The following is a 19,721-nucleotide window of genomic DNA, read 5'->3' as shown; positions in this document are numbered from 1 at the left end:
TAACGGCGGCGATGCGATCCGCCAGCTCATCAGGAGTGGGGTACCGACTCTTTGAGTCCTTTACTGCTTGTGGTGGCCGTGTCACTCGCTGGCTCCCAGCCGCCTGCCAATGCTTTGTAGAGTCCAACAGTCGCCGTCGCGCGGCGCATCCGCGCTTCAGCCGCCGCGTCCTGCGCCTGCAGCATTGATCGTTGCGCGTCCAGAACCTGGTAGTAGTCAATCGCCCCCGAGTCGAACCTGGCCTGCGCGAGTCGCGCCGCGAGTGCACTATTTTCGGCGGACCGATCCAGATGCAGGCTTTCGTCGCGCGTGCGTGACACGCGCAGCAGAGCATTCTCCGTTTCTTCCAGCGCGAGTAACACGGTTTGTCGGTACTGTGCGAGCTGGCCTGATGCGTTTGCATCGCTCGCCGCGATACGCGCGCGAACTCGGCCGACATCGAGAAACGACCAATCAATACCGAGCGCAATCAGATTCATGTCACTGCCCGAGCGAAATACGCCGTAGGTCGCCGACATGCTCCCTAACATTCCGCTAAGCGTGAAGCGCGGGAACAAGTCGGCGGTAGCGATGCCTACGCGTGCGGTCGCCGCGTGCAGGCGCGCCTCTGCAGCAGCGATATCAGGGCGTCGGCGCAACAAGTCGCCCGGTGTGCCTGGATCGATATCGGTTGATAGAGAAAGAAGCGGGCCGGATCCGTCCAGTTCGGAAATCAGGGCCTCGGGTGGCCGCCCGGTCAGCACGGCAAGCCGATGCTCGTCCACGCCGATCGTCGCTTCATATGCTGCAATGCGCGAGGTGGTCGACTCAAATTGGGCGCGCGCACGCGCTGCATCGAGATCAGAGCCTCGACCCGCCGCGATACGTGCTTCCACCAGGGCCAGTGTCTGGCGCTGATTTTCTGCATTGTCTCGCGCGATCCGCAGCCGCAGTTGCGAGCCGCGTAGATCGACATACGCGTTTGCGACATCGGCAGCCATCGCGACCCGGACCGCGCGGATATCCGCCGCGCTCGCTTCGGTATCCGCCCGGCTTGCCTCGACGCCGCGACGCACGCGCCCGAATAAGTCGAGCTCCCACGCGGCATTGATCTGCACGCTCGATATTGGCGTGTCGCGCTGGTCTCGGGGTGCGCCGAAGGCCTGATCCTGGCTCAGCAATTGATGGCCGATCTGGCCGCTCGCGGTAACAGTCGGATAACGGTCGAACTTTGCGTTGGCTAGTAGCGCGTTCGAGGCGTCGTAGCGCGAGACCGCGACACGAAGGTCTTGATTCCCTGTGAGCGCATCGTCGATCAGTCGGCTAAGCACTGGGTCGCCAAAGCCATGCCAAAACTTCGCGTCGATGCCTTCGGGCGGGATCTTCGATGCTGTAGCGCTTTCTGCGCGGGCGAAGTTTTCGGTGATGGGAGATGCCGGTTGTTTGAAGTCAGGGCCGACGGCGCACGCGGCGAGCGCGAGCGACATGGAAATGATAGTCAGACGGAAGTTCATCGGCGCTCTCCTTCGAGCGTGCCCTGATGCTCACTCGTGGGCTTACGCTTGGCGAGCCTGCGGATCGCGACGTAGAAAACCGGGGTGAGAAAGAGCCCGAAAAGCGTGACGCCGAGCATGCCCGCGAACACCGTGACGCCCGTTGCCGCGCGTACTTCGCTGCCCGCGCCGCTGCCAAGCAGGAGCGGCACAGAACCGGCAATGAACGCAACCGAGGTCATGACGATTGGCCGCAACCGAAGGCGGCATGCTTCAAGCGCGGCATCGACAGTCTCCATTCCCTGAATTTCCAGTTCTCGCGCGAACTCGACGATTAGAATCGCATTCTTGCAGGCGAGTCCCATTAGGACGACGAGCCCGACCTGCACGAACACGTTGTTATCCCCGCCGGCAAGCCATACCCCGAAGAGGGCGGCGCACATGCAGACCGGCACGATCAAAATGACGGCAAGCGGCAACGTCCAACTCTCGTACAACGATGCCAGCACGAGGAACACGAGCATCACCGCGAGAGGGAACACGACGATCGCCGCGTTGCTTTGAGTGACTTGTTGATAGCTCAAATCGGTCCATTCGAGCGTGATACCAGGAGGTAGTACCTCTTTCGCAATGCGTTGGAGCGTTGCGATGGTCTGTCCAGACGACAGCACTTTCGGGTTCGTCTCGCCGATCAGATCCGCAGCGGGATAGCCGTTGTACCGTACGACAGGGTCGGGTCCATAAGCGGGCGTGATCGTGACCATCGAGCCGATGGGGACCATATCACCATTGGTGTTGCGCGTGCGCAGATTGCCGATATCGGCAGCATTTTGACGATGCGCGGCGTCGGCCTGCACCATCACGCGATAAACGCGGCCAAACAGATTGAAGTCGTTCACGTATACGGAACCCAGATAGGTTTGCAGCGTGTTGAAGAGATCGGTGAGGGCGACACCTTGCGCCTTCGCCTTCACGCGATCTACCTGCACTTGGAGTTGCGGAATGTTCGCCTGATAGGCACTGACCGGATATCCCATACCGGGCGTTCTCGCAACTGCAGCCTGGAACGCGCCGAGCGCGTTTTGAAGCGCCCCGAAGCCGAGGCCCGCGCGATCCTCCAAATAGAGCGAATAGCCAGAGCCATTGCCGAGACCCTGGATCGGTGGCGGCATCAATGCATAGGCAACGCCGTCCTTGATCGCGCCGAAGCGCTGGTTCAGTTCGGCATTAATTTGTGCGGCGCTTCGATGACGTTCGCCGAAAGGCTTCAGAATCACGTACGAGTTCGTGATGTTCGGCGTGTTGACCACCTGCAGCGCGTTGAGCCCGGCATACGCAGGAACCGAATCGACACCTTCAACGCTGTGCGCAATGTCGATCATCTGGCGCGTGACGGAATCGGTACGCGCGAGCGATGCGCCTTCCGGCAGTTTCGCCCCTGCAAACAGATACAGTTTGTCCTGTACGGGAATGAAGCCGCCCGGCACGGCATTCAAGAGCCACGCGGTTGTTCCGAGCAGCACGGCATAGACGCCGAACACAAGACCGCGACGTTTCAACGTTCGGCTCACTCCGCCGTGGTAGTGTGTCGAGCTACGCTGAAAGAAGCGGTTGAACGGACGGAACAGCCATCCGAGCGCACGGTCGAGTACACGCGTGAGCGCATCGGGCGGAGCGCTGTGTGGCCTCAGGAGCTTCGCAGCCAGCGCGGGCGAGAGCGTGAGGGAGTTTATCGCCGAGATGACAGTGGATATCGCGATTGTCACGGCGAACTGCTTGTAGAACTGCCCGGTAACCCCGGAGAGGAATGCCATCGGCACGAACGCGGCGCACAGGACGAGGGCGATGGCAACAATTGGTCCTGAAACCTCGCGCATCGCTTGATAGGCGGCCTCGCGCGGCGCAAGCCCCTGTTCAATATTGCGCTCGACGTTCTCCACGACGACGATCGCATCGTCTACCACGATGCCAATGGCGAGTACCAGACCGAACAGCGTCAGCGTGTTGATTGAATAGCCAAGCAGGTAGAGCCACGCAAACGTGCCGATGACAGAGACTGGAACGGCTACGAGCGGAATGATGGAGGCACGCCAAGTCTGCAGAAAAAGAATCACCACGAGCACGACAAGCACCACTGCCTCAATGAGTGTGTGTTGCACGGCACGGATCGATTCGCGCACGAATACGGTCGGGTCCCACACGGGCTTGTACGCGACACCGGGTGGAAAGCGCTTTGAAAGCTCCTCGAGCTTCCCATAGACCGCTTGTGCGACGGCGAGCGCGTTCGCGCCAGGCGACAGGAAGATACCCACCGTTGACTGGTTTACATTGTCGAGCCGTGCGTGGAGCGTGTAGTCTCCTGCGCCGAGCTCAATGCGCGCAACATCAGCGAGTTTGACAATCTGGCCTCCGTTGCCGCTCTTGAGCACGATGTCGCCGAATTCCTGCACGGTGCGCAAGCGGCCCCGCACGTTGATCGGCACGAGAAAGTCATTTTTCGCTGGCGTTGGCTCGGCTCCAAGCTGGCCTGCAGATACTTGCACGTTCTGCTCGCGTACCGCTCCGATTACGTCGCTCGCGGTAAGGCCGCGCGAGGCGAGCCGATTCGGATCGAGCCAGATGCGCATTGCGTAGTCTCCGGACCCATAGAGACCGACATCACCGATGCCAGGAATGCGCGAAAGCTCGTCCTTTAGATGCAGCGTCGAGTAGTTGCGCAGATAGAGCGAATCCCGGCTGTTGTCGGGGGAGTAGAGGCTCACATACATGAGCGGCGTGGGAGACTGCTTTTGCGTGGTGACGCCGTATTGCCGCACTTCCTCCGGCAGACGTGACAGCGCTTGACTCACGCGGTTTTGGACGCGCACAGCGGCAGTGTCCGGCTCCACACCCGGCAGGAACGTAACGACGACTTGCAGGCTACCGTCCGAACCGGCGACAGATTTCATGTACATAATGCCCTCGACGCCGTTTACCGCCTCCTCGAGCGGCTCAGCGACCGATTCAGCGATCTCCTTCGGATTGGCACCGGGATACGTGGCGCGTACGACCACGCTGGGTGGCACGACCTCTGGATATTCGCCGGCAGGCAGCATAGGAATCGCAATCAAACCGAGGGCGAAAGTGACGATGGACAGTACTACCGCGAAAATCGGACGGTCGATAAAGAAGCGGGAGAAGTTCATTGTTGCGGTTCTCCCTGCTTAGGCACCGCGGGTAAAGCTTTCGGCTTCACAAGCGCCCCTGAGAAGTAAACGCGCTGCAGGCCCTCGACGATTACGCGATCGTCGTCGCGCAATCCGCTCGTGACGATCCGCTGGCCGCCGATGTCGCGGCCAAGCGTCACGTCGCGGCGCATCGCGCGGTTACCATCTCCAAGCACGTACACATACCGACGGTCCTGATCAGTGAGCACGGCCTTGCCGTCTACGAGCAAAGCCCTTTCATCGCGCCCCCCGACGAGTTGAACTCGCGCGTACAGCCCAGGCACGAACGCATGGTCGGCATTGGCGACGCGTACACGGGCGCGAATCGTGCCGGTCGAAGCATCGAGCCGGTTATCGAGAAAGTCGATCGTTCCCTCATGTGGAAAGCCTGTTTCGTTTGCAAGTCCGATGTGTACAACGGTCGAGGCACCGATGGCGCGCCTGTTTGCATCGGTCCGGGCCGCGCTGTAGCGCAGATAGCTTTGCTCGTCGCAATCAAAATAGACGTAGACCGGGTCTTGGGAGACGACTGTCGTGAGCAGCGTCTGATCCGCTTGCGCGAGGTTGCCGACTGTGACCACTGCGCGGCCTGCGCGGCCTGGAATCGGCGCCCGTACTTCAGTAAAACCCAGATTGAGCTTCGCATCGTCGACGGCGGCCTGGGCTGAATGCAGGTCGGCGCTGGCTTGTGCTTCGGCAGCGCGTGCGGAATCGAGCTCCTCCTGCGACGTCGCTCGCGCTTTTATCAGCGTCTCGACGCGCTCGAGTTGTAGTTTCGCGAGCCGCGCAGCGGCCTGTGCGCGTTGCAGTTGGGCGATGGCGCGGTCGAGCGCAATGCGATACGGTCGCTGGTCGATGACGAAAAGCAAGGCTCCTTGGGCCACCGATTCACCTTCGCGAAACGCGACGCGTTGCAGATAGCCGCTTACTCGTGGCCGCAGTTCGACCGCATCGACTGCTTCGACGCGACCGTTAAATTCGTCGGAAAGGTGAATGTCGCGCCGAGTAACGGACGCAACGCCGACTTCAGGCGGGGAAGGTGTGTCGGCCTGCCGGCGCTCACATCCAGAAAGTGCTACTACCACAAGACACGCAGCGAGCCACGCGGGCAACGGACGCGCCAGCGCAGAATACGGGGGAGGAGAGGAGTCGCACATTTCGGATGATGGATTGATGAAGTGCGCCCATTCTAAAAGTTAAAGTAAACTTGAAGTAAAGGCAAACCGGGAGTTTTGACATGGTTATTTCACGCATCTCACGTGCGGGTAGAGACCCGCTTCTGCCCATCAGCGAGGTAGCGGCGCGAAGTGGCGTCGCATCATCGGCTCTTCGGTTCTATGAATCGCGCGGACTTATCGCTTCGAGCAGAGAAGGATCTAGTCGCCGTTACTATCCGCGTTCGGCCCTGCGACGCATTGCGTTCATCGTGTTCGCACAGCGAATCGGCTATACACTCGAGGAAATCGCGCAACAACTCGCGAGCCTGCCTACAGAAACACTTCCAACCAACAAGGACTGGCAGCGCCTGTCGCGCGATTGGAAGCAGCGTGTGGTGCAGAAGATTGTGGAACTGGAGAAGCTCAATATGGACCTTGATCATTGCATTGGCTGCGGATGCATGTCCCTGAAGCGCTGCAGACTTGGCAACCCAGATGACCGCGCTGGAAACGCGGGGCCAGGCGCGCGACGCTGGATCGACGACACGCCAGCGGAATGAGGCCTCCCCAGCGCTCGTGCGACTTCGGAACTACCAGTTCCGAAGCTCAGCCGGGCAATCGTGCTGCCGCAACTAAATCCAACGGACCGGCCTGACGCTTAGTTTTGGTCTCGTCGTTAGCGGTTGCCTGAACCGAAGGGCAGGGAAAAGGCGCGTTGGGGGCCTTGACTCGCGCGCGACGTGTACGATTCGGCACCCATACGTGCAGGTTCATTTCGTCATCGGGGAGCGCCGATAAGTCGCTCTGCGAGCATAAGAGAGCCACTTTTCAGAATGGCGGCCTGATATTCGTAATCATCTTTGTCCACCATCTTGCAAGGAAAGGCAATCCCAAGCGCGGCAATCAGTTCGCCTTCGCGCCCGACCACGGGCACTGCCATGGCGCCAATACCCGGTACGCGCTCACCATCAGAGGTGGCATATCCCTGACGAAACACAAGGTTCAATTCGGCTTCGATCGCTGCGGGATCCGTGATTGTCCTTCCCGTCACGCGTTCGAACGGGGCTGCGCGAAGCATTTTTTGACGGGTCGATTCGTCGGCATAAGTGGCTAGCACCTTTCCGGCGGCCGTTGCGTGGAACGGGAAATATGACCCGAAGTTAGAGGAGAGGTCGACCGGAACCGGCCCCGCGATGCCAATCAAATACAGGGGCTTAAGGTTGTCCAGTACTGAGAGCGTGGTGTTGAATCCGCTGCGATCCACCACACCTCTAAGCACCGGGAAGGCTTGCCGCGTCAGTGGATCGAACTGCACGAACCGCGCGCCGAAAACGTAGGCTGCCAGTCCGACCGAATAGGTGCGCGTTCGCGGGTCCTGCTCGAGCCATCCCGCGTCGCGAAAGCTGGAGAGAATCCGCGATACCTGACTCTTGGGAAGGCTGAATCGATCTGCCAACTCGCCGACCGTCTTGCGTTCACCGCCCTCTACAAAGGCCTCGAGCATCTGAAGCGCCGTCTTAATAGTTTTCATGTAGGTTGTGCTATTTGCAACGGGAAAAAGCGGCAAAGGCGAACGTCTGCACGAAACTTTATCACTATTTCAGACCATCAGGCCGGAGTCGCATTGCTATATTTGCAACAAGCATTTTTCTCTGGAGTTTGTAACCACTCGGCGTTCAAAATTGGGCCTCAAGAATTAGATAACTAACAAAAGTCGCGATCCTTCTAGCCGCGGTTGGGGGGAGGTCCTCAGCACTGCGCAGACCGTTTGATCAGGAGACGTTTTATGCAGACAATTACATCCGAAGCCGTAGTATCTCCGCCGCCGTCCCGCCTAAGATCCGTGGCAGTGCGCCGTCAAAGGGTGTCGCTATGTACAACCTTGGCACTGTTGATCGCTCATTTCGCGTTCATTACTTCAATCGCCTACTACAAGCAGTTTTTGTCGTATGAGTTGATGCCTGGGCTCTCGCTCGCCATCGCTGTCGGATTTGCGACTGTCGGTTTCGCGCTCGCGTTGACGTTTGGGTATGTCGTGTGGGTAGACAAAATCCACGACAAATCGATCAGAGAACTGCGCAAGGGGGGGATGTGAAATGAATGCAGTAACGACCGGGCGAGCAAACTTCGCGTCATTGTCTTTCTTCGTTCTGTTTCTGTGCTCCACTCTCGCCATTACTTGGTGGGCGGCGAAACGCACCAAAACATCCGACGACTTTTTTGCGGCCGGCGGCAGCATAGGGCCCCTTCAGAATGGGGTTGCACTTGCCGGCGATTTCGTGGCTGCTGCCGGCTTTCTCGGTATTTCCGGTCTTGTGTCACTGGTTGGTTTCGACGGGCTTATTTATGCTATCGGTGGCGTAATAGGTTGGCCCGTCATGCTTTTTCTCTTCGGAGAACCTCTCAGAAATCTCGGGAAATATTCTTTCGGTGACGTACTCGCATACAGACTCAATTCTCCTCGTATTCGGATCGTCACAGGGATTACGACACTCGGCATCACCATCTGCTATCTAGTGATGCAGATGGTTGGCGCGGGCGATCTGGTGCATCTTCTCTTTGGAATGGACTATGACGTCGCTATCTGGATTATTGGCGCGTTCATGCTGGTCTACGTCATCTTCGGAGGGATGCTAGCAACGACTTGGGTTCAGATCGTCAAAGCGGTCCTGATGTCATTCGCGGCGCTAGTAATGACTTATCTCTCGCTCCGACTGTTCCAGTACGACCCGCTTACGCTTTTCTCGACCGCCGCGGCGCGTCAGGGCCCGTCCGTCCTAGTGCCTGGAAGGCTTATCTCGAATCCGCTTGATGCAATATCGGTCAGCCTCGCATTGGCGCTTGGCGTGGCCAGCCTTCCGCATGTCCTGATGCGATTCTTTACGGTACCGGATGGACGCGCTGCACGCCGATCGCTGGTCTACGCGACGACGATTATTAGCATATTCCTTATGCTTACTTTCATCCTGGGCTTCGCAGCGATGGAGCTGGTCGGTAAGCAGGCGATATCGGGTATGGATCGTGGCGGGAACATGGCGATTCCATTGCTCGCGGAAAAGCTTGGGGGACCTTCGTTTCTCGGATTCATTTGTGCAGTGTCTTTTGCCACCATCCTGGCTGTAGTGTCTGGCCTTTTGATCACTGGTGCCACCACGGTCTCGCATGATCTTTTTGATGCGGTCCTGAGGAAAGGCCGCAGTTCTCAGAAGCAGATTATGCTCGTTGCACGGCTCGCCACCGTCGCGCTAGCTCTAGTCGCCGTGATATTGGGGCTTGTCTTGCGTGGCCAAAATGTCGCGTTCTTGGTGGGTCTGGCGACGTCGGTCGCCGCCGCAGCGAACTTTCCAGCCATTTTCTTAGCGATTTACTGGAAACGCTACACGGTCGCAGGCGCGGTTTGGGGAATGCTCGTCGGACTGTTCTCGAGCCTACTCTTCATCTATTTTTCGCCGACGATTCAAGTGGACGTTCTTAAACATTCAAGCGCAATGCTGTCTTTACGCAATCCAGCTATCGTCTGCGTCCCACTCAGCTTTTTGGTTAGTGTGATTGCCTCACTCCTGACTCAGCGCGAGGATGCAGCCGAGCGCTACGAGCAGATTGAAAAGAGAATCCTTCTCGGGGCAGGAGAGGCGTGATGGATAGAAAGACTGTGAACTATGGTCAACGCGCGCGGATAGGGGTGTTAATGCCGTCCGGGAACACGGCAGCGGAACCCGAACTATCGGCCATGATGCCTGACGGCGTCTCCTGCCACGTGACCCGCCTTCCGCTGAACGGCAGCAGCGCGGAGGATCTACTTGGCATGACCGCTCAGCTCGAGCCAGCGGCAATTCTTCTTCGGGATACCAGGCCGGATCTGATTGTTTTTCATTGTACGGCCGTCTCGACTTGGGATCCCGCTATGGATGAGACGCTTTGCACACGTATCCAACACGCGACCGGGGTTCGAACCGCTACGACGGCGGCTGCGCTCGTCAGGGCTATCGAATGCATGGGAGCCAGGACGATCGTGCTTCTCACTCCATACATCGATGAGATCAATGAACGGGAAGTAACTTTTCTGCGTCATCACGGGATCTCGGTCATCGATTGCCACGGCCTCGGTCTGAAAACGCCAGAAGAGATGATGGCGGTAGAGCCTGAGTCGTGGATGGACTTAGCCTTGCAGCATCGTAGCGAGGCGGCTGACGCATACGTCATCAGTTGCACGGCCATTCGTACGCTGCCTGTGATCGAGGAAATCGAAAAGGTTCTGGGACGTCCCGTCATCACGAGCAACCAAGCTATGGCTTGGCATGCTCTGCGGCAGTCGAATGTGCTCGACCGCGTAAACGGGGCCGGCGAACTGCTTTCGGGTCAGAACGATACCGAGGAACACGTGGCGATGCTTTCGTCGATTTGAAAACCTGCCAACCTTTCAACAGGAGACAACATGTCAACCCTCAACAATCAAGAAATCGCACCGATTGCCAATAGCGCGAAGGAATGGCGAGACGCCATGGCTAAGATGGCGGAGAAGAAGACCCCGAGCTTCTTTCATATCCGTGCTCGACTGCCGTTGCAGGGCCGGACGAATCAAGTTCTTGGCGCGTCGCCCTACATGAATGTGGTGCTCAAGACTTATGCGAGTGGCGGAGAAAACGAAATCCACGCGCACACAAACGAGGATCACGTGTTTGTGGTTCTCCAAGGCGGAGCCACGTTTTTTGGCCCGCGGGGCGAGGAACGTTCGGTGCAGAAGAATGACTGCGTCCTCGTACCTTCGGGTGCCCTTTACTCGTTCCACGCCAACGAGGGAGAGCCTCTTGTGATGCTTCGCGTGGGGGCCGCCATCGATCCGACTCAGGACGTACTGGCTCGAGTTGATGAGCATGGTCAGCCGTTCGATGGGTACTCTGAGAAGAATAAGGAGGTTGAAGTCGTCCTTGACGACGCTTCGATCTTTGAATGAGCGGCTCTTTCTGAGTCGCGCTCCATCCCATGCGCCCACGTGCCGAAGCGGCACGTGGGCCGCAAGAATGTGCCTTACCGTCACAGGACTTTATATAATGCCTGAACTTTGCCAACCGCCTGTTTCGTCAGTGCGGGAGCCAGCCTTCAAGTTACCACCCGGTGCTACAGATTGCCACGTTCACGTCTACGGTCCCGACGCGGTATACCCGGTCGCGCCGACTCGTGCTTTCGACGTACCGGAAGCCCTTCCCGCGACGCTTGCGCAAGTACTTGATCGGATGAAAATCGAGCGCGTCGTGATCGTTCAACCCAGCGGATATGGCGTCGATAACCGACGTCATCTTGATGCGCTCGCAGAGGTTGGCCGTCCCGCAAGGATGATCGCCGCGCTACGACTCGATGTTACCGACTCGGCTCTCAAGGAGATGCATGAGCGCGGCGTGCGCGGGGTGCGTTACACAATCGGGCATGCGGGTGCAGCACCTCTTTCTGAAATGCCCGCGCTGGCAAAACGCATTGCCGACCTCGGCTGGCATATCCAACTGCACGTAATGAACGACGGCGGAGGCAGTCCGCTTACCGAGATGGAACAAACGCTCGTCGATCTTCCGACAGATGTGGTAATCGACCATATCGCGTCGGTTCGGCCCGAGAAAGGTCTCTCTCAGCCCGGGTTCGAGACGCTGCAGCGACTCTTGGATAAAGGAACGTGCTGGGTCAAACTCTCGGGTGCCTATCGTGTCTCAAGCGCGCCGCCGTATGAGGATATGGTGCCGTTGGTCAGTCGCTTGTTGTCCGTGCGTCCTGACCGCCTGGTTTGGGCGAGCGACTGGCCGCATGTCTCGTTCAAGGGCACGATGCCTAATACGACGGATCTACTAGACCAACTGACGACGTGGATACCCGACGAGGATCAGCGTAAGGCTGTACTCGTAGACAATCCCGCGAATCTCTACGGATTCTGATGCAGTCTTTTATCCGAAGGGCGCGGCTAACTGCGCCCTTCGTTGTGGTAGATAGCCACTGCGAACACACTGGTACAAGTCTGATGGTTGATACGGCCAGCTATGAGCCGCTTTTCTAGTTGACGCGGGCGGGGGAAGGCCCATGGGATTGCCGTCAGGCAGACCCCAACGGAGTCTTACGCGGCTTCGACGACTTGTTCCTGAAGGGCGTATGCCGACAGCGGCATTAATGCTCCCATTTAAACGGAAGGGTTTGCAACGTTAACTGACGAAATCGTCCGACGCTGCATTAGCGTTCGCTGTGGCAAGTATCTCCGGCTGCAATCCGTTTACTTAATCGATCGTCTGAACACGACAGGCTTGCCGCCCATGGTCTGTTTAGTCATCCATGCCGCTAGAGCGGAGTCCAGGTAGTCGGCGTGACCGGGAAACCACTCGAAGAGGCGCTGGCCGAGGTCCCGGACGAGTTCCGCACTGGCTCGTCCTTCGTGGACCGCAGCCTTCACATCACCGATCGACTTGAGCACTGCTGCATGTTCTTCAATGTGACAGTCGCGCGGTGGGAAGTTTGTCGCACGCATCCACTGGTCCTCCTGCTCGAAGTGGCTAAGGGCATGCTGTTCGAACTTCTCTACCGCTGCTGCGGCGGTCGCGTCCGTGCACGTCACCAGCCGCAGCGCAACTTCGTAGAACTCCTTGTGTACATCGTCCATCGGCGTGAAGCCCAGTAGTCGCGCGTCGTTCCAGACAACGCTATTGTCGCTGACCATCCGCGGGGCATCGCTGTCTCTTGCCGGTGGCGTTCGTGGAGAAGTTTGGGCCGTCACGTTCAATTACTCCTGCGCTTTCAGTGTTCTGTTGCCATTCAGTTCATGCCGCGAGGAATCCAGCACCTGCCGTGCCTCTGCGCTATGTTTTCCACGTCGGACGCTTCGCTTGGTCGCACGACATTCCTTCTCGACCTAGGCGCTTACTGGACGGGCATCGGTGATCGAGATTAAAACCGAGTATGTTTGGATCTAATGTGTCCACTAGGCGCTGACTTACTTATGTACTCGTGTTGCGACAAGCCTTCCCAGCTCACGCGTAGATCTGATGCGCTGGCCAAGATTCATCGATTCCGATTCGTCTTTTGCGAGGTTCTCAATGATCGTGAGCAATACCTTGCGGGCTAGTTCGACTTCGCTTTCCTTCAAACCGTGAACACCGAGTTCATTGACTTTCTCAGCGTGTGGAACCAACTCCGCTTTAAGAGCCCGGCCCTGGTCGGTCAGGTAGACGTAGGTGTTTTTCTTGTTTGCCGTCGAATGACGACGCTCCACGTAACCCAGCTTCTCCATGGTAGCAACTGCAGTGAAGGTCGTTGGCGTCATCACGCCAGCTCGAATACTTAGCTCCTTCTGCGTGAGGCCATCCTCTTCCCACAATACGCGAAGAAACGCCCAATGCCCAAAGGAGACATCGTAATTCGCCAGGCGAAGTTGTAGTCCTCTCACCATCGCGCGCGCGGCATCCTTGACTAAATGCGCCAACCGATCATGGGGAACGGCAACTTGCCAATGGCGCAAGATTGGGTCCGTCGTGCTCGGCGGCTTTGGAGGCACTGACTGTGATGTCATTTGAAATCGCCACCTCGAATGATTTTGGCTGAAATTGAATCGTGCTGCCATGAAAGTGCGGTACGTGTCTATCGCACAGGGTAGCCTGGACGCTTCTCGGCGCCGCATTTACGCGGCGTCAGCGTCCATGAACTCTTTCATGGTCTTCTCGAAGACTTCAAGCACTTTCGACTCGACGTCGTGCATTTGAGCACTGCCATATTCCCGCGGCCGACGCAAATCAACATCGATTATCGATGCAATACGGGTGGGCTTCGGGGTGTAGATGACAATTCTGTCCGCGAGAAAGCACGCTTCAATGATGTCGTGCGTAACAAAGACGACGGTGCGTTGGTCTTTCATCCATGTGTTGATCAACTCCGAGCGGAGTTTTCGAGCCGTAATCTCGTCAAGTGCGCCGAAGGGCTCGTCCATCAGAAGGAGCCCCGGGTTGCGAATGTACGCTCGCGCGATGCCGACACGATGCTGCATCCCGCCGGAGATCTGGTGAGGGTAGAAGTCTTCATAGCCGGTTAGGTTTACCAAGTCCAGCACTGAACGAATCTTCTCGTCTTCACCGGGCGACGCTCTTCCGGTCTCACCTCGTAGGGCGAAGCGCAGATTTTCGGCGACGGTTCGCCATTGCAGCAAGCGAGGTTGTTGGAACACATACCCGTAGTGAGGGCGTTTCTTAACGACCGGCGTGCCGTCTACGACAACGCTTCCAGAAGTTGGAGTCAGGAACCCCGAGATGCAATTCAGGGTCACCGATTTGCCGGCACCGGAAGGTCCCAGCAGGCAGACGAACTCACCTTCCTTGATGGTCAAATCAATGTCGTCAAGGATCTTGATTGAGCCAGTAGGGGTCTCAAAGCACTTCGTCAAGCCAGAGATAATGATGTTGCTCATGGTCTGTGTTCCCTCAGCCACGCTTCCAGCGCGTTGCATAACGCTCGATTGGAGCGATGATTAGCCAGTCGGTCAGTAACATCAGTATTACCAGCCAAACGGTCCAGGCGAAGACTTCGTTTGTGCGATTGAACTCCCATCCGACATACAGGTTGTAGCCGATCCCGCCACCGCTGGCACCGCCCGCGAAGAGCTCTGCGAGCACGACGATCTTCCAGCAGATTGCGACCATCGTTCTCGAGGCGCTCACGAGATAAGGAGTCAAGCTCGGTAGGATGATGTGCCGAAACGTCATATAACGGTTCGCCTTGACCGACTCGGCCATTTCGAACAGTTGGCGATCGATCTGGTTAAGCCCCGCGGCGACGTTGAAGGCGATAATAGTGAAGCCGGCAACGAAAATCGTGAATACAACGGAGATCTGTGTCAATCCAAACCAGATCATCGACATCAGCGCCCAAACCACGTACGGCACCGTTTGGGTAAAGTTGAGCAACGGTCCGACAAAGGACTCATATCGCTTTAGGGCAAAGCCGGCAAGAGTGCCGACAACGAGCGATGCGGCGGCACCTATACAAACGGACTTCAGCGTGGCTAATGTTGCCCGCCAAAGAATCCCATCGGTGGCGAACCCTGCCAAGTCCGTAAAGATGTGAGGAAGAGATGGGAAGACATAACTTGGCTGGGTAAGCGAGAACAATTGCCACCCGATAAGCAAGACGGCGAATGCTGCCGCTGCGGCTCCCATCCGGTTACGTTGAGCACGGCGAATATTGCGTCGATATGTGGCAGTCGGGCTACCAGCGGGCGAGATTGCAGCTTTCATAGACGTTGTCTCCCCTTCCTTGCCTAGGGCATAATCCAAAAATCGGAAGCTTTAACAGGGCGGGGAACTTGACGAATCTCGTAGAGGCGATCGTAGTAAGCCTGAACCTGTCTCAAGAACGCAGGATCATTCTGGTCCGTGATGTAGTCGCCCGCGTATGGCTTAAGAAGCGCCTCAACCTGTTCCGGTGACTCCTTCAGCGCGGGCACGGCTGCAGAGAGTGCAGCAGACGCCTCCGGTAAATTCTTCGGAAGCGAACGCGCCTCAGTGTCCAAGATTGTGAGGAACTTCTTGACGGCGTCCTTGTTCGAGCTGTAGAAATCTTGGCGCGCGGTAACGTTGAGCGCGAAGAGTGTGGCTCCATAGTGCCGCTTATAAAGTTCAACGGGGCGGAAGATCTCTTTGACGGTACCTGAGCGGATGGCTTGGCTCAGATAGGGTTCGTAGAGGGTCGCGCCTTCGATAGTGCCATTTTGTAGGGCGGCGATAATTCCGGCAGGCGGTAGGACGGAAACCCTGACGTCACGCATAAGATCGACGTTTTCAATCTTGAATGCGAGATAGGTTGCACCGAAGTTCGTACCTGAGAGGGACACGACTCCGTACGGCTTGCCTTTAAAATCCGTCGGCGTCTTCGCCGTAGAGGTCGACTTTACAACCACCGCCCAAAAGTCTGCTGGCTGGACCGCCTTTAGAACGACAATTGGCACGCCAGCGGCAAAGAGTTGACCTGCTTCGATCGCGCCTGCGTTAATGTCGACGTCGATTGCCTTTCCCTTGAACGCATCGTACTTCTGGCTAGATTGGACGAAGGGTTGCGGCTGAACATCGAGCCCCGCCTGTTTGAACAGTCCTTTCTTCTGAGCGCTGGACAGTGCGGCGCTGGTGATATCCGTCGTAATGGTATATCCGACGCGGATCGTGGTTGGCTGGGCGAGCGCCGGTGCACTGATCGCGATCGTCATGCACAGAGGTGTGAGCTTGCGCAGCAGGCGCGGCCCGAAGCCGAGGATGCCGTTCATGAGTGTCTCCGTTTAATTTTCGATGTCGGTTTCAGTTGGCGGGCACACGCCCGCTAACTGACCAATGTTGTTAGATGTCTAATTATTTCAATATACGATAGATATAATTAGATGTCTAATGGTTGTGCCATAGGACAAACACTGACGTCTTTTGGAATAAGGCAGCCTCTATTCCGTCATGCCGCGGCTCATCGAGGGAGCGTAACCAGGGACGACACGCACGTCCAAAAGGACCTGGCGACCTTCCTTTACGTCATTCACAGCTTGACGAATCGTGTCCACGAGAGCGTGTCGGTCGACGATGGGACCCGCCGAAATAAAGCCTTGTGCCCGGGCAATAGCGGCGAGATCGATAGCAGGTTCGTCGATCCGCTGCCCGATCCACTTGTTCTCGACAGGTCTTCCCCTGTCGAGGGCGACTCGCTCTTGGTGTACCTCGTCGTTGTAGAAGGATTGATTGTTGGCAACAATCAACAATAGGGGCACATCTAACTGTGCAGCGGTCCATAGCGCCGAGTTGCCCATCATGAAATCGCCATCACCAATGATCGCAACCGGCAGGCGTCCTGACTCTCTCAGGGCCAGGGCTGCTCCGACGGCCATACCAGGGCCAGAGCCGATGCCAGCGCCGCCATCGTAGCCGAGATAGTCTAGCGGCCCTCTGAAATCCCACAGCTCACCGCTCCAACCTAGCGGAAGGCGCGTCAGGGTTACATCCATTCCGTTCGTGACTTCCCGCAGGGCGGCGGCCAATGCGCTCATCGAGACAGTCAGCTCTTCTTCTTTTGATTCCTCCGCTGAACGAGCTGGCGGGTTCTGCCGCTCGGCGGTACGTCGAGCGCGCCGCAGTTTGAGCAGAATTTCACTCACGGCCACGCCCGGATCGGACGCAATGGCAATGTCGGCTGGGGACAGTGCTTGATGATCAAAATTCCAGCCATTTTGAAGAGTGTGGTCGAGCGAGACGGAAATGACTTTCGCGGTAACTGGTCTGGATTGCCAGACGGATTTCAAGGTACCGCCCAGATCGACCCAGTCCAAAGCAAGGATCGCGTCGGCACGCTTCAGCTCGTCCGATGCGGGGCCATTAACAAAGAAAGCCGGAGGGAACGGGTGCTGCGGATGATCCGTCGGAAAGCTCGCCCCAGTCTTAAGATCCGTTAGAACGGTTGCTCCGAGTCGTTCAGCAAGCTCCACACGCTGCGCCCACTCGTTTGCATCGCGGGAAACGCGTCCGACCAGAATGACTAACTTTGAGGCGGACTCGAGAACGTCAACCGCGTCGTGAACGACGTCCGAGTTCGGATAGGGTGGAGCTGGCGGAGCGTATCGAGCCACGTCCGGAAGCGCCGGAGGAACGGATAGTTTTGTCTCTTGCGCCGTTACATCTAGGCAAACATAAACGGGCGCGCAAGGGGGCGTCCGGGTAATCTGAAACGCACGCAGAATTGCCTCGTAGCTTGCCTCTACCGAAATGGGTTGATTGTCCCATTTGACGAACGGTCTGACGAGGGCCCCGACGTCCTGCGAGGTATGAATCCAGTCAATCCACGGGCGGCGTTTTGCTGCGTCGAGGGGGCCTTGCGCCCCGAGAATGAGTACAGGAACGCGATCACACCACGCGTTATAGATTGCCATGCTGGCATGCATAAGTCCGACGTTGCTATGCAACACAACGGCCAATGGCGAGTTGGTCACTTTTGCGTAACCATGCGCGATCGCAACGGCGTGTTCCTCGTGCAAGCAGAGTACGAGCTCCGGCGAGACATTCCCTGTGTGATTGACGATACTGTCGTGCAGTCCGCGGAAGCTCGAGCCCGGATTGATGCAGAGATAAGGAATTTCGAACGTTTTTAGCAAGTCGGCGATCCCGTCGCTCCCCCAGTAGGAAGTGGGCGATTCTTGTCGCTTGCCCGACCCGTCAACTTTGGTGATGGAATCGTTTTCTGAGAGGTTGGTCATTTCAATGATTTCCAGACTGGATCCGACGGCTATAGTTGAAGATTTACGCTTTTGGTGGTCGTGAAATCGAACAGCTCCTCGATACACTCTTCTCGACCGATTCCGGAGCTTTTGACCCCGCCGAACGGAACGCCTAAATAATGGCGGCTCACTTGGTTGATCCAGACGTAGCCCGCTTCGACGCGGGCGGCCGCGCGGTGCGCGATCACTAGGTCTTTCGTCCAGATGGAAGCGGTCAACCCATATTCGACGCCGTTCACCGCATCGAAGAGTTCGTCCTCGTCTCGCCAGCGGAACACTGACATCACTGGCCCGAAGATTTCTTCCTTCGCAATACGCATCGACGGTTGGACGTCGGAGAAGATGGTCGGCTCGATGAAAAATCCGTTGCGGAATTTTGCGTCGTCCGGTGCCTTCCCGCCGGTAACCAAACGCGCTCCTTCTGTTTGCGCGGACTTGATGAGTTCCAAGACTTCATCTCGCCGTTGCGCGGAGATGAGAGGGCCCATCGTAGTCGACCTCTCGGTCGGGTTACCGGGGGCGTGAAGCTGGCGCGTTCGGTCGGCGACGGCGCTCAGGACCTTGTCGTGAATGGACTCGTGAAGAAACACTCGGCTCGTTGAGCCGCAAGACTGTCCTGCCCATGTAAAGTTCATTCCGCGCACAATGCCTGCGACTAAAGCATCATGGTCGGCGTCGGCGAAGGCGATCAGCGCGTTTTTCCCGCCCAGTTCCAACAAGGTCGGCTTGAGAGTTTCCGAAGCGTTTCTCAGAATCGCACGGCCGGTTGCGACACTTCCAATAAGCGTCACCTTCTTCACCAAGGGGTGCGATGAGAGCGTCTCTCCACATTCTCTGCCACCCGGTAATACGTTCAAAACGCCCGGTGGGAAGACGTCCTTAAGCAACTCCGCCAGACGCAAACAGGAGAGGGGCGCCTGTTCGGGCGGCTTCACGATGACTGTGTTTCCCGCTGCTAGCGGTGCAGCGATTTTTCCGGCTGCGAACATCAAAGGATGGTTATAGGCGACGATCCTGGCAACGACCCCGATCGCTTCGCGCATCGAATAATGGAGGCTGTCTCCTGCGATTGGAAACGTCTCTCCTTTCAGCATTGGAGCGAGGCCGGCAAAATAATCCAATGAGTTCGCGGCAAACTGCGCGTCTCCTAGCATCTCAGCGATAGGATTGCCGGTATCGATTGCATCGATCAGGGCAAGTTCGTCCGCGTGTGCTCGAAGACGCTCCGCCGCTTGGCGCATCATGTTTTGTCGCGATCTAATCGGCGTGTTTCGCCACTCTTTCCACGCACTATGCGCCGCCTGGATGGCATTTTCGGTGTCAGTTCGGTCCGCATGAGCGATGGTGGCGACGACCGAACTCGTCGACGGGTCGATGGTGTCAACGTACCGTCCGTTGATCGGCGCATGCCACTCTCCGCCGTAAAAGAGGTCGCGCGCGACCGGAAGACTATGGAAAGCGGAATCTTGCGTTTCAATGTCCATTGAGGCTCCTTAATTATTAGCTCTCTAACAATAAAGGCTACCGGATCACAGGGGGCACTAGCAATAGCGGGTTTGTACTGAGAGGCGTCCCGGGGCAGTCCCAGCGACGAGAAATTGTTGGGTGGGATACTTGGCGACGGCAA

The 19,721-nt window shown here is 57.4% G+C and carries 17 protein-coding genes; 6 read left to right on the top strand and 11 right to left on the bottom strand.

All coding sequences use genetic code 11. The features are described 5' to 3' along the window. Window positions 1-29 precede the first annotated feature (29 nt). Genes U4Y90_RS12570 through U4Y90_RS12560 form a run of 3 tightly spaced genes read right to left on the bottom strand, consistent with a single transcriptional unit; the run spans window position 30 to window position 5,835 of the window. Window positions 30-1,493 carry an efflux transporter outer membrane subunit gene (locus tag U4Y90_RS12570; RefSeq protein ID WP_321794897.1) on the bottom strand — a complete coding sequence of 488 codons (1,464 nt, stop codon included), beginning with the start codon at window positions 1,491-1,493 and terminating at the stop codon, window positions 30-32. After that, complete coding sequence (locus U4Y90_RS12565) at window positions 1,490-4,657, bottom strand: multidrug efflux RND transporter permease subunit (RefSeq protein ID WP_321794896.1); 3,168 nt, start codon at window positions 4,655-4,657, stop codon at window positions 1,490-1,492. Before U4Y90_RS12565 ends, U4Y90_RS12570 begins: the two co-directional genes overlap by 4 nt. After that, window positions 4,654-5,835: an efflux RND transporter periplasmic adaptor subunit gene (locus U4Y90_RS12560; protein WP_415749332.1), complete on the bottom strand. Its 1,182-nt coding sequence runs from the start codon at window positions 5,833-5,835 to the stop codon at window positions 4,654-4,656. Before U4Y90_RS12560 ends, U4Y90_RS12565 begins: the two co-directional genes overlap by 4 nt. A gap of 80 nt (window positions 5,836-5,915) precedes the next feature. Between U4Y90_RS12560 and soxR the strand changes: the two genes are divergently transcribed. After that, window positions 5,916-6,395 (top strand): redox-sensitive transcriptional activator SoxR, encoded by a 480-nt coding sequence (gene soxR, locus U4Y90_RS12555; protein ID WP_321794894.1) that lies wholly within the window; start codon window positions 5,916-5,918, stop codon window positions 6,393-6,395. Window positions 6,396-6,613: 218 nt separating this feature from the next. On the opposite strand, the gene U4Y90_RS12550 is transcribed toward soxR, so the two are convergent. Beyond that, on the bottom strand, window positions 6,614-7,366 hold the full coding sequence (locus U4Y90_RS12550; protein ID WP_321794893.1) for an IclR family transcriptional regulator: 753 nt from the start codon (window positions 7,364-7,366) through the stop codon (window positions 6,614-6,616). A gap of 255 nt (window positions 7,367-7,621) precedes the next feature. Here U4Y90_RS12550 and U4Y90_RS12545 point away from each other — a divergent pair, with 255 nt between their 5' ends. The 5 genes from U4Y90_RS12545 (at window position 7,622) to U4Y90_RS12525 (ending at window position 11,756) form a co-directional block, all read left to right on the top strand. After that, complete coding sequence (locus tag U4Y90_RS12545; RefSeq protein WP_321794892.1) at window positions 7,622-7,930, top strand: DUF485 domain-containing protein; 309 nt, start codon at window positions 7,622-7,624, stop codon at window positions 7,928-7,930. Window position 7,931: 1 nt separating this feature from the next. Further along, entirely contained in the window at window positions 7,932-9,473 is a 1,542-nt protein-coding gene (locus U4Y90_RS12540; RefSeq protein WP_321794891.1) for a sodium:solute symporter family transporter, read from the top strand. Continuing rightward, a complete protein-coding gene (locus U4Y90_RS12535) occupies window positions 9,473-10,240 on the top strand; it encodes a hypothetical protein (protein WP_321794890.1) in 768 nt (255 codons plus the stop codon). The genes U4Y90_RS12540 and U4Y90_RS12535 overlap by 1 nt, the downstream gene beginning before the upstream one ends. 30 nt (window positions 10,241-10,270) lie before the next feature. Further along, the gene (locus U4Y90_RS12530; protein WP_321794889.1) at window positions 10,271-10,789 is read left to right on the top strand and encodes a cupin domain-containing protein; all 519 of its coding nucleotides are present in this window, start codon (window positions 10,271-10,273) and stop codon (window positions 10,787-10,789) included. A gap of 97 nt (window positions 10,790-10,886) precedes the next feature. Further along, complete coding sequence (locus U4Y90_RS12525) at window positions 10,887-11,756, top strand: amidohydrolase family protein (protein WP_321794888.1); 870 nt, start codon at window positions 10,887-10,889, stop codon at window positions 11,754-11,756. A gap of 329 nt (window positions 11,757-12,085) precedes the next feature. Here the strand turns inward: U4Y90_RS12525 and U4Y90_RS12520 are convergent, their stop codons facing one another. The 7 genes from U4Y90_RS12520 to U4Y90_RS12490 form a co-directional block, all read right to left on the bottom strand. Further along, window positions 12,086-12,526, bottom strand: coding sequence for a hemerythrin domain-containing protein (locus tag U4Y90_RS12520; RefSeq protein WP_321794887.1), 441 nt, complete (start codon window positions 12,524-12,526; stop codon window positions 12,086-12,088). Window positions 12,527-12,799: 273 nt separating this feature from the next. Further along, window positions 12,800-13,375 (bottom strand): MarR family transcriptional regulator, encoded by a 576-nt coding sequence (locus tag U4Y90_RS12515; protein ID WP_321794886.1) that lies wholly within the window; start codon window positions 13,373-13,375, stop codon window positions 12,800-12,802. 108 nt (window positions 13,376-13,483) lie between these two features. Further along, window positions 13,484-14,263, bottom strand: coding sequence for an ABC transporter ATP-binding protein (locus U4Y90_RS12510; RefSeq protein ID WP_321794885.1), 780 nt, complete (start codon window positions 14,261-14,263; stop codon window positions 13,484-13,486). A 13-nt stretch (window positions 14,264-14,276) separates the two neighbouring features. After that, a complete protein-coding gene (locus tag U4Y90_RS12505) occupies window positions 14,277-15,089 on the bottom strand; it encodes an ABC transporter permease (protein WP_321794884.1) in 813 nt (270 codons plus the stop codon). 23 nt (window positions 15,090-15,112) lie between these two features. Beyond that, complete coding sequence (locus U4Y90_RS12500; protein ID WP_321794883.1) at window positions 15,113-16,111, bottom strand: ABC transporter substrate-binding protein; 999 nt, start codon at window positions 16,109-16,111, stop codon at window positions 15,113-15,115. 168 nt (window positions 16,112-16,279) lie between these two features. Beyond that, window positions 16,280-18,073: a thiamine pyrophosphate-binding protein gene (locus tag U4Y90_RS12495; protein ID WP_321794882.1), complete on the bottom strand. Its 1,794-nt coding sequence runs from the start codon at window positions 18,071-18,073 to the stop codon at window positions 16,280-16,282. Window positions 18,074-18,102: 29 nt separating this feature from the next. Continuing rightward, complete coding sequence (locus U4Y90_RS12490) at window positions 18,103-19,578, bottom strand: aldehyde dehydrogenase family protein (RefSeq protein WP_321794881.1); 1,476 nt, start codon at window positions 19,576-19,578, stop codon at window positions 18,103-18,105. Window positions 19,579-19,721: the final 143 nt, after the last annotated feature.

The sequence above is a fragment of the Caballeronia sp. J97 genome (genome assembly GCF_905220305.1).
In the GTDB taxonomy this organism is placed as follows: domain Bacteria; phylum Pseudomonadota; class Gammaproteobacteria; order Burkholderiales; family Burkholderiaceae; genus Caballeronia.
Note: the sequence above shows the minus strand (reverse complement) of the source record. Positions and strands in the feature narration are given on the sequence as shown.

Bases quoted from the DNA above. Each gene is read 5' to 3' on its own strand.
- U4Y90_RS12570 (WP_321794897.1), bottom strand. From the start codon at position 1,493: ATGAACTTCCGTCTGACTATCATTTCCATGTCGCTCGCGCTCGCCGCG.
- U4Y90_RS12565 (WP_321794896.1), bottom strand. From the start codon at position 4,657: ATGAACTTCTCCCGCTTCTTTATCGACCGTCCGATTTTCGCGGTAGTA.
- U4Y90_RS12560 (WP_415749332.1), bottom strand. From the start codon at position 5,835: ATGTGCGACTCCTCTCCTCCCCCGTATTCTGCGCTGGCGCGTCCGTTG.
- soxR (WP_321794894.1), top strand. From the start codon at position 5,916: ATGGTTATTTCACGCATCTCACGTGCGGGTAGAGACCCGCTTCTGCCC.
- U4Y90_RS12550 (WP_321794893.1), bottom strand. From the start codon at position 7,366: ATGAAAACTATTAAGACGGCGCTTCAGATGCTCGAGGCCTTTGTAGAG.
- U4Y90_RS12545 (WP_321794892.1), top strand. From the start codon at position 7,622: ATGCAGACAATTACATCCGAAGCCGTAGTATCTCCGCCGCCGTCCCGC.
- U4Y90_RS12540 (WP_321794891.1), top strand. From the start codon at position 7,932: ATGAATGCAGTAACGACCGGGCGAGCAAACTTCGCGTCATTGTCTTTC.
- U4Y90_RS12535 (WP_321794890.1), top strand. From the start codon at position 9,473: ATGGATAGAAAGACTGTGAACTATGGTCAACGCGCGCGGATAGGGGTG.
- U4Y90_RS12530 (WP_321794889.1), top strand. From the start codon at position 10,271: ATGTCAACCCTCAACAATCAAGAAATCGCACCGATTGCCAATAGCGCG.
- U4Y90_RS12525 (WP_321794888.1), top strand. From the start codon at position 10,887: ATGCCTGAACTTTGCCAACCGCCTGTTTCGTCAGTGCGGGAGCCAGCC.
- U4Y90_RS12520 (WP_321794887.1), bottom strand. From the start codon at position 12,526: ATGGTCAGCGACAATAGCGTTGTCTGGAACGACGCGCGACTACTGGGC.
- U4Y90_RS12515 (WP_321794886.1), bottom strand. From the start codon at position 13,375: ATGACATCACAGTCAGTGCCTCCAAAGCCGCCGAGCACGACGGACCCA.
- U4Y90_RS12510 (WP_321794885.1), bottom strand. From the start codon at position 14,263: ATGAGCAACATCATTATCTCTGGCTTGACGAAGTGCTTTGAGACCCCT.
- U4Y90_RS12505 (WP_321794884.1), bottom strand. From the start codon at position 15,089: ATGAAAGCTGCAATCTCGCCCGCTGGTAGCCCGACTGCCACATATCGA.
- U4Y90_RS12500 (WP_321794883.1), bottom strand. From the start codon at position 16,111: ATGAACGGCATCCTCGGCTTCGGGCCGCGCCTGCTGCGCAAGCTCACA.
- U4Y90_RS12495 (WP_321794882.1), bottom strand. From the start codon at position 18,073: ATGACCAACCTCTCAGAAAACGATTCCATCACCAAAGTTGACGGGTCG.
- U4Y90_RS12490 (WP_321794881.1), bottom strand. From the start codon at position 19,578: ATGGACATTGAAACGCAAGATTCCGCTTTCCATAGTCTTCCGGTCGCG.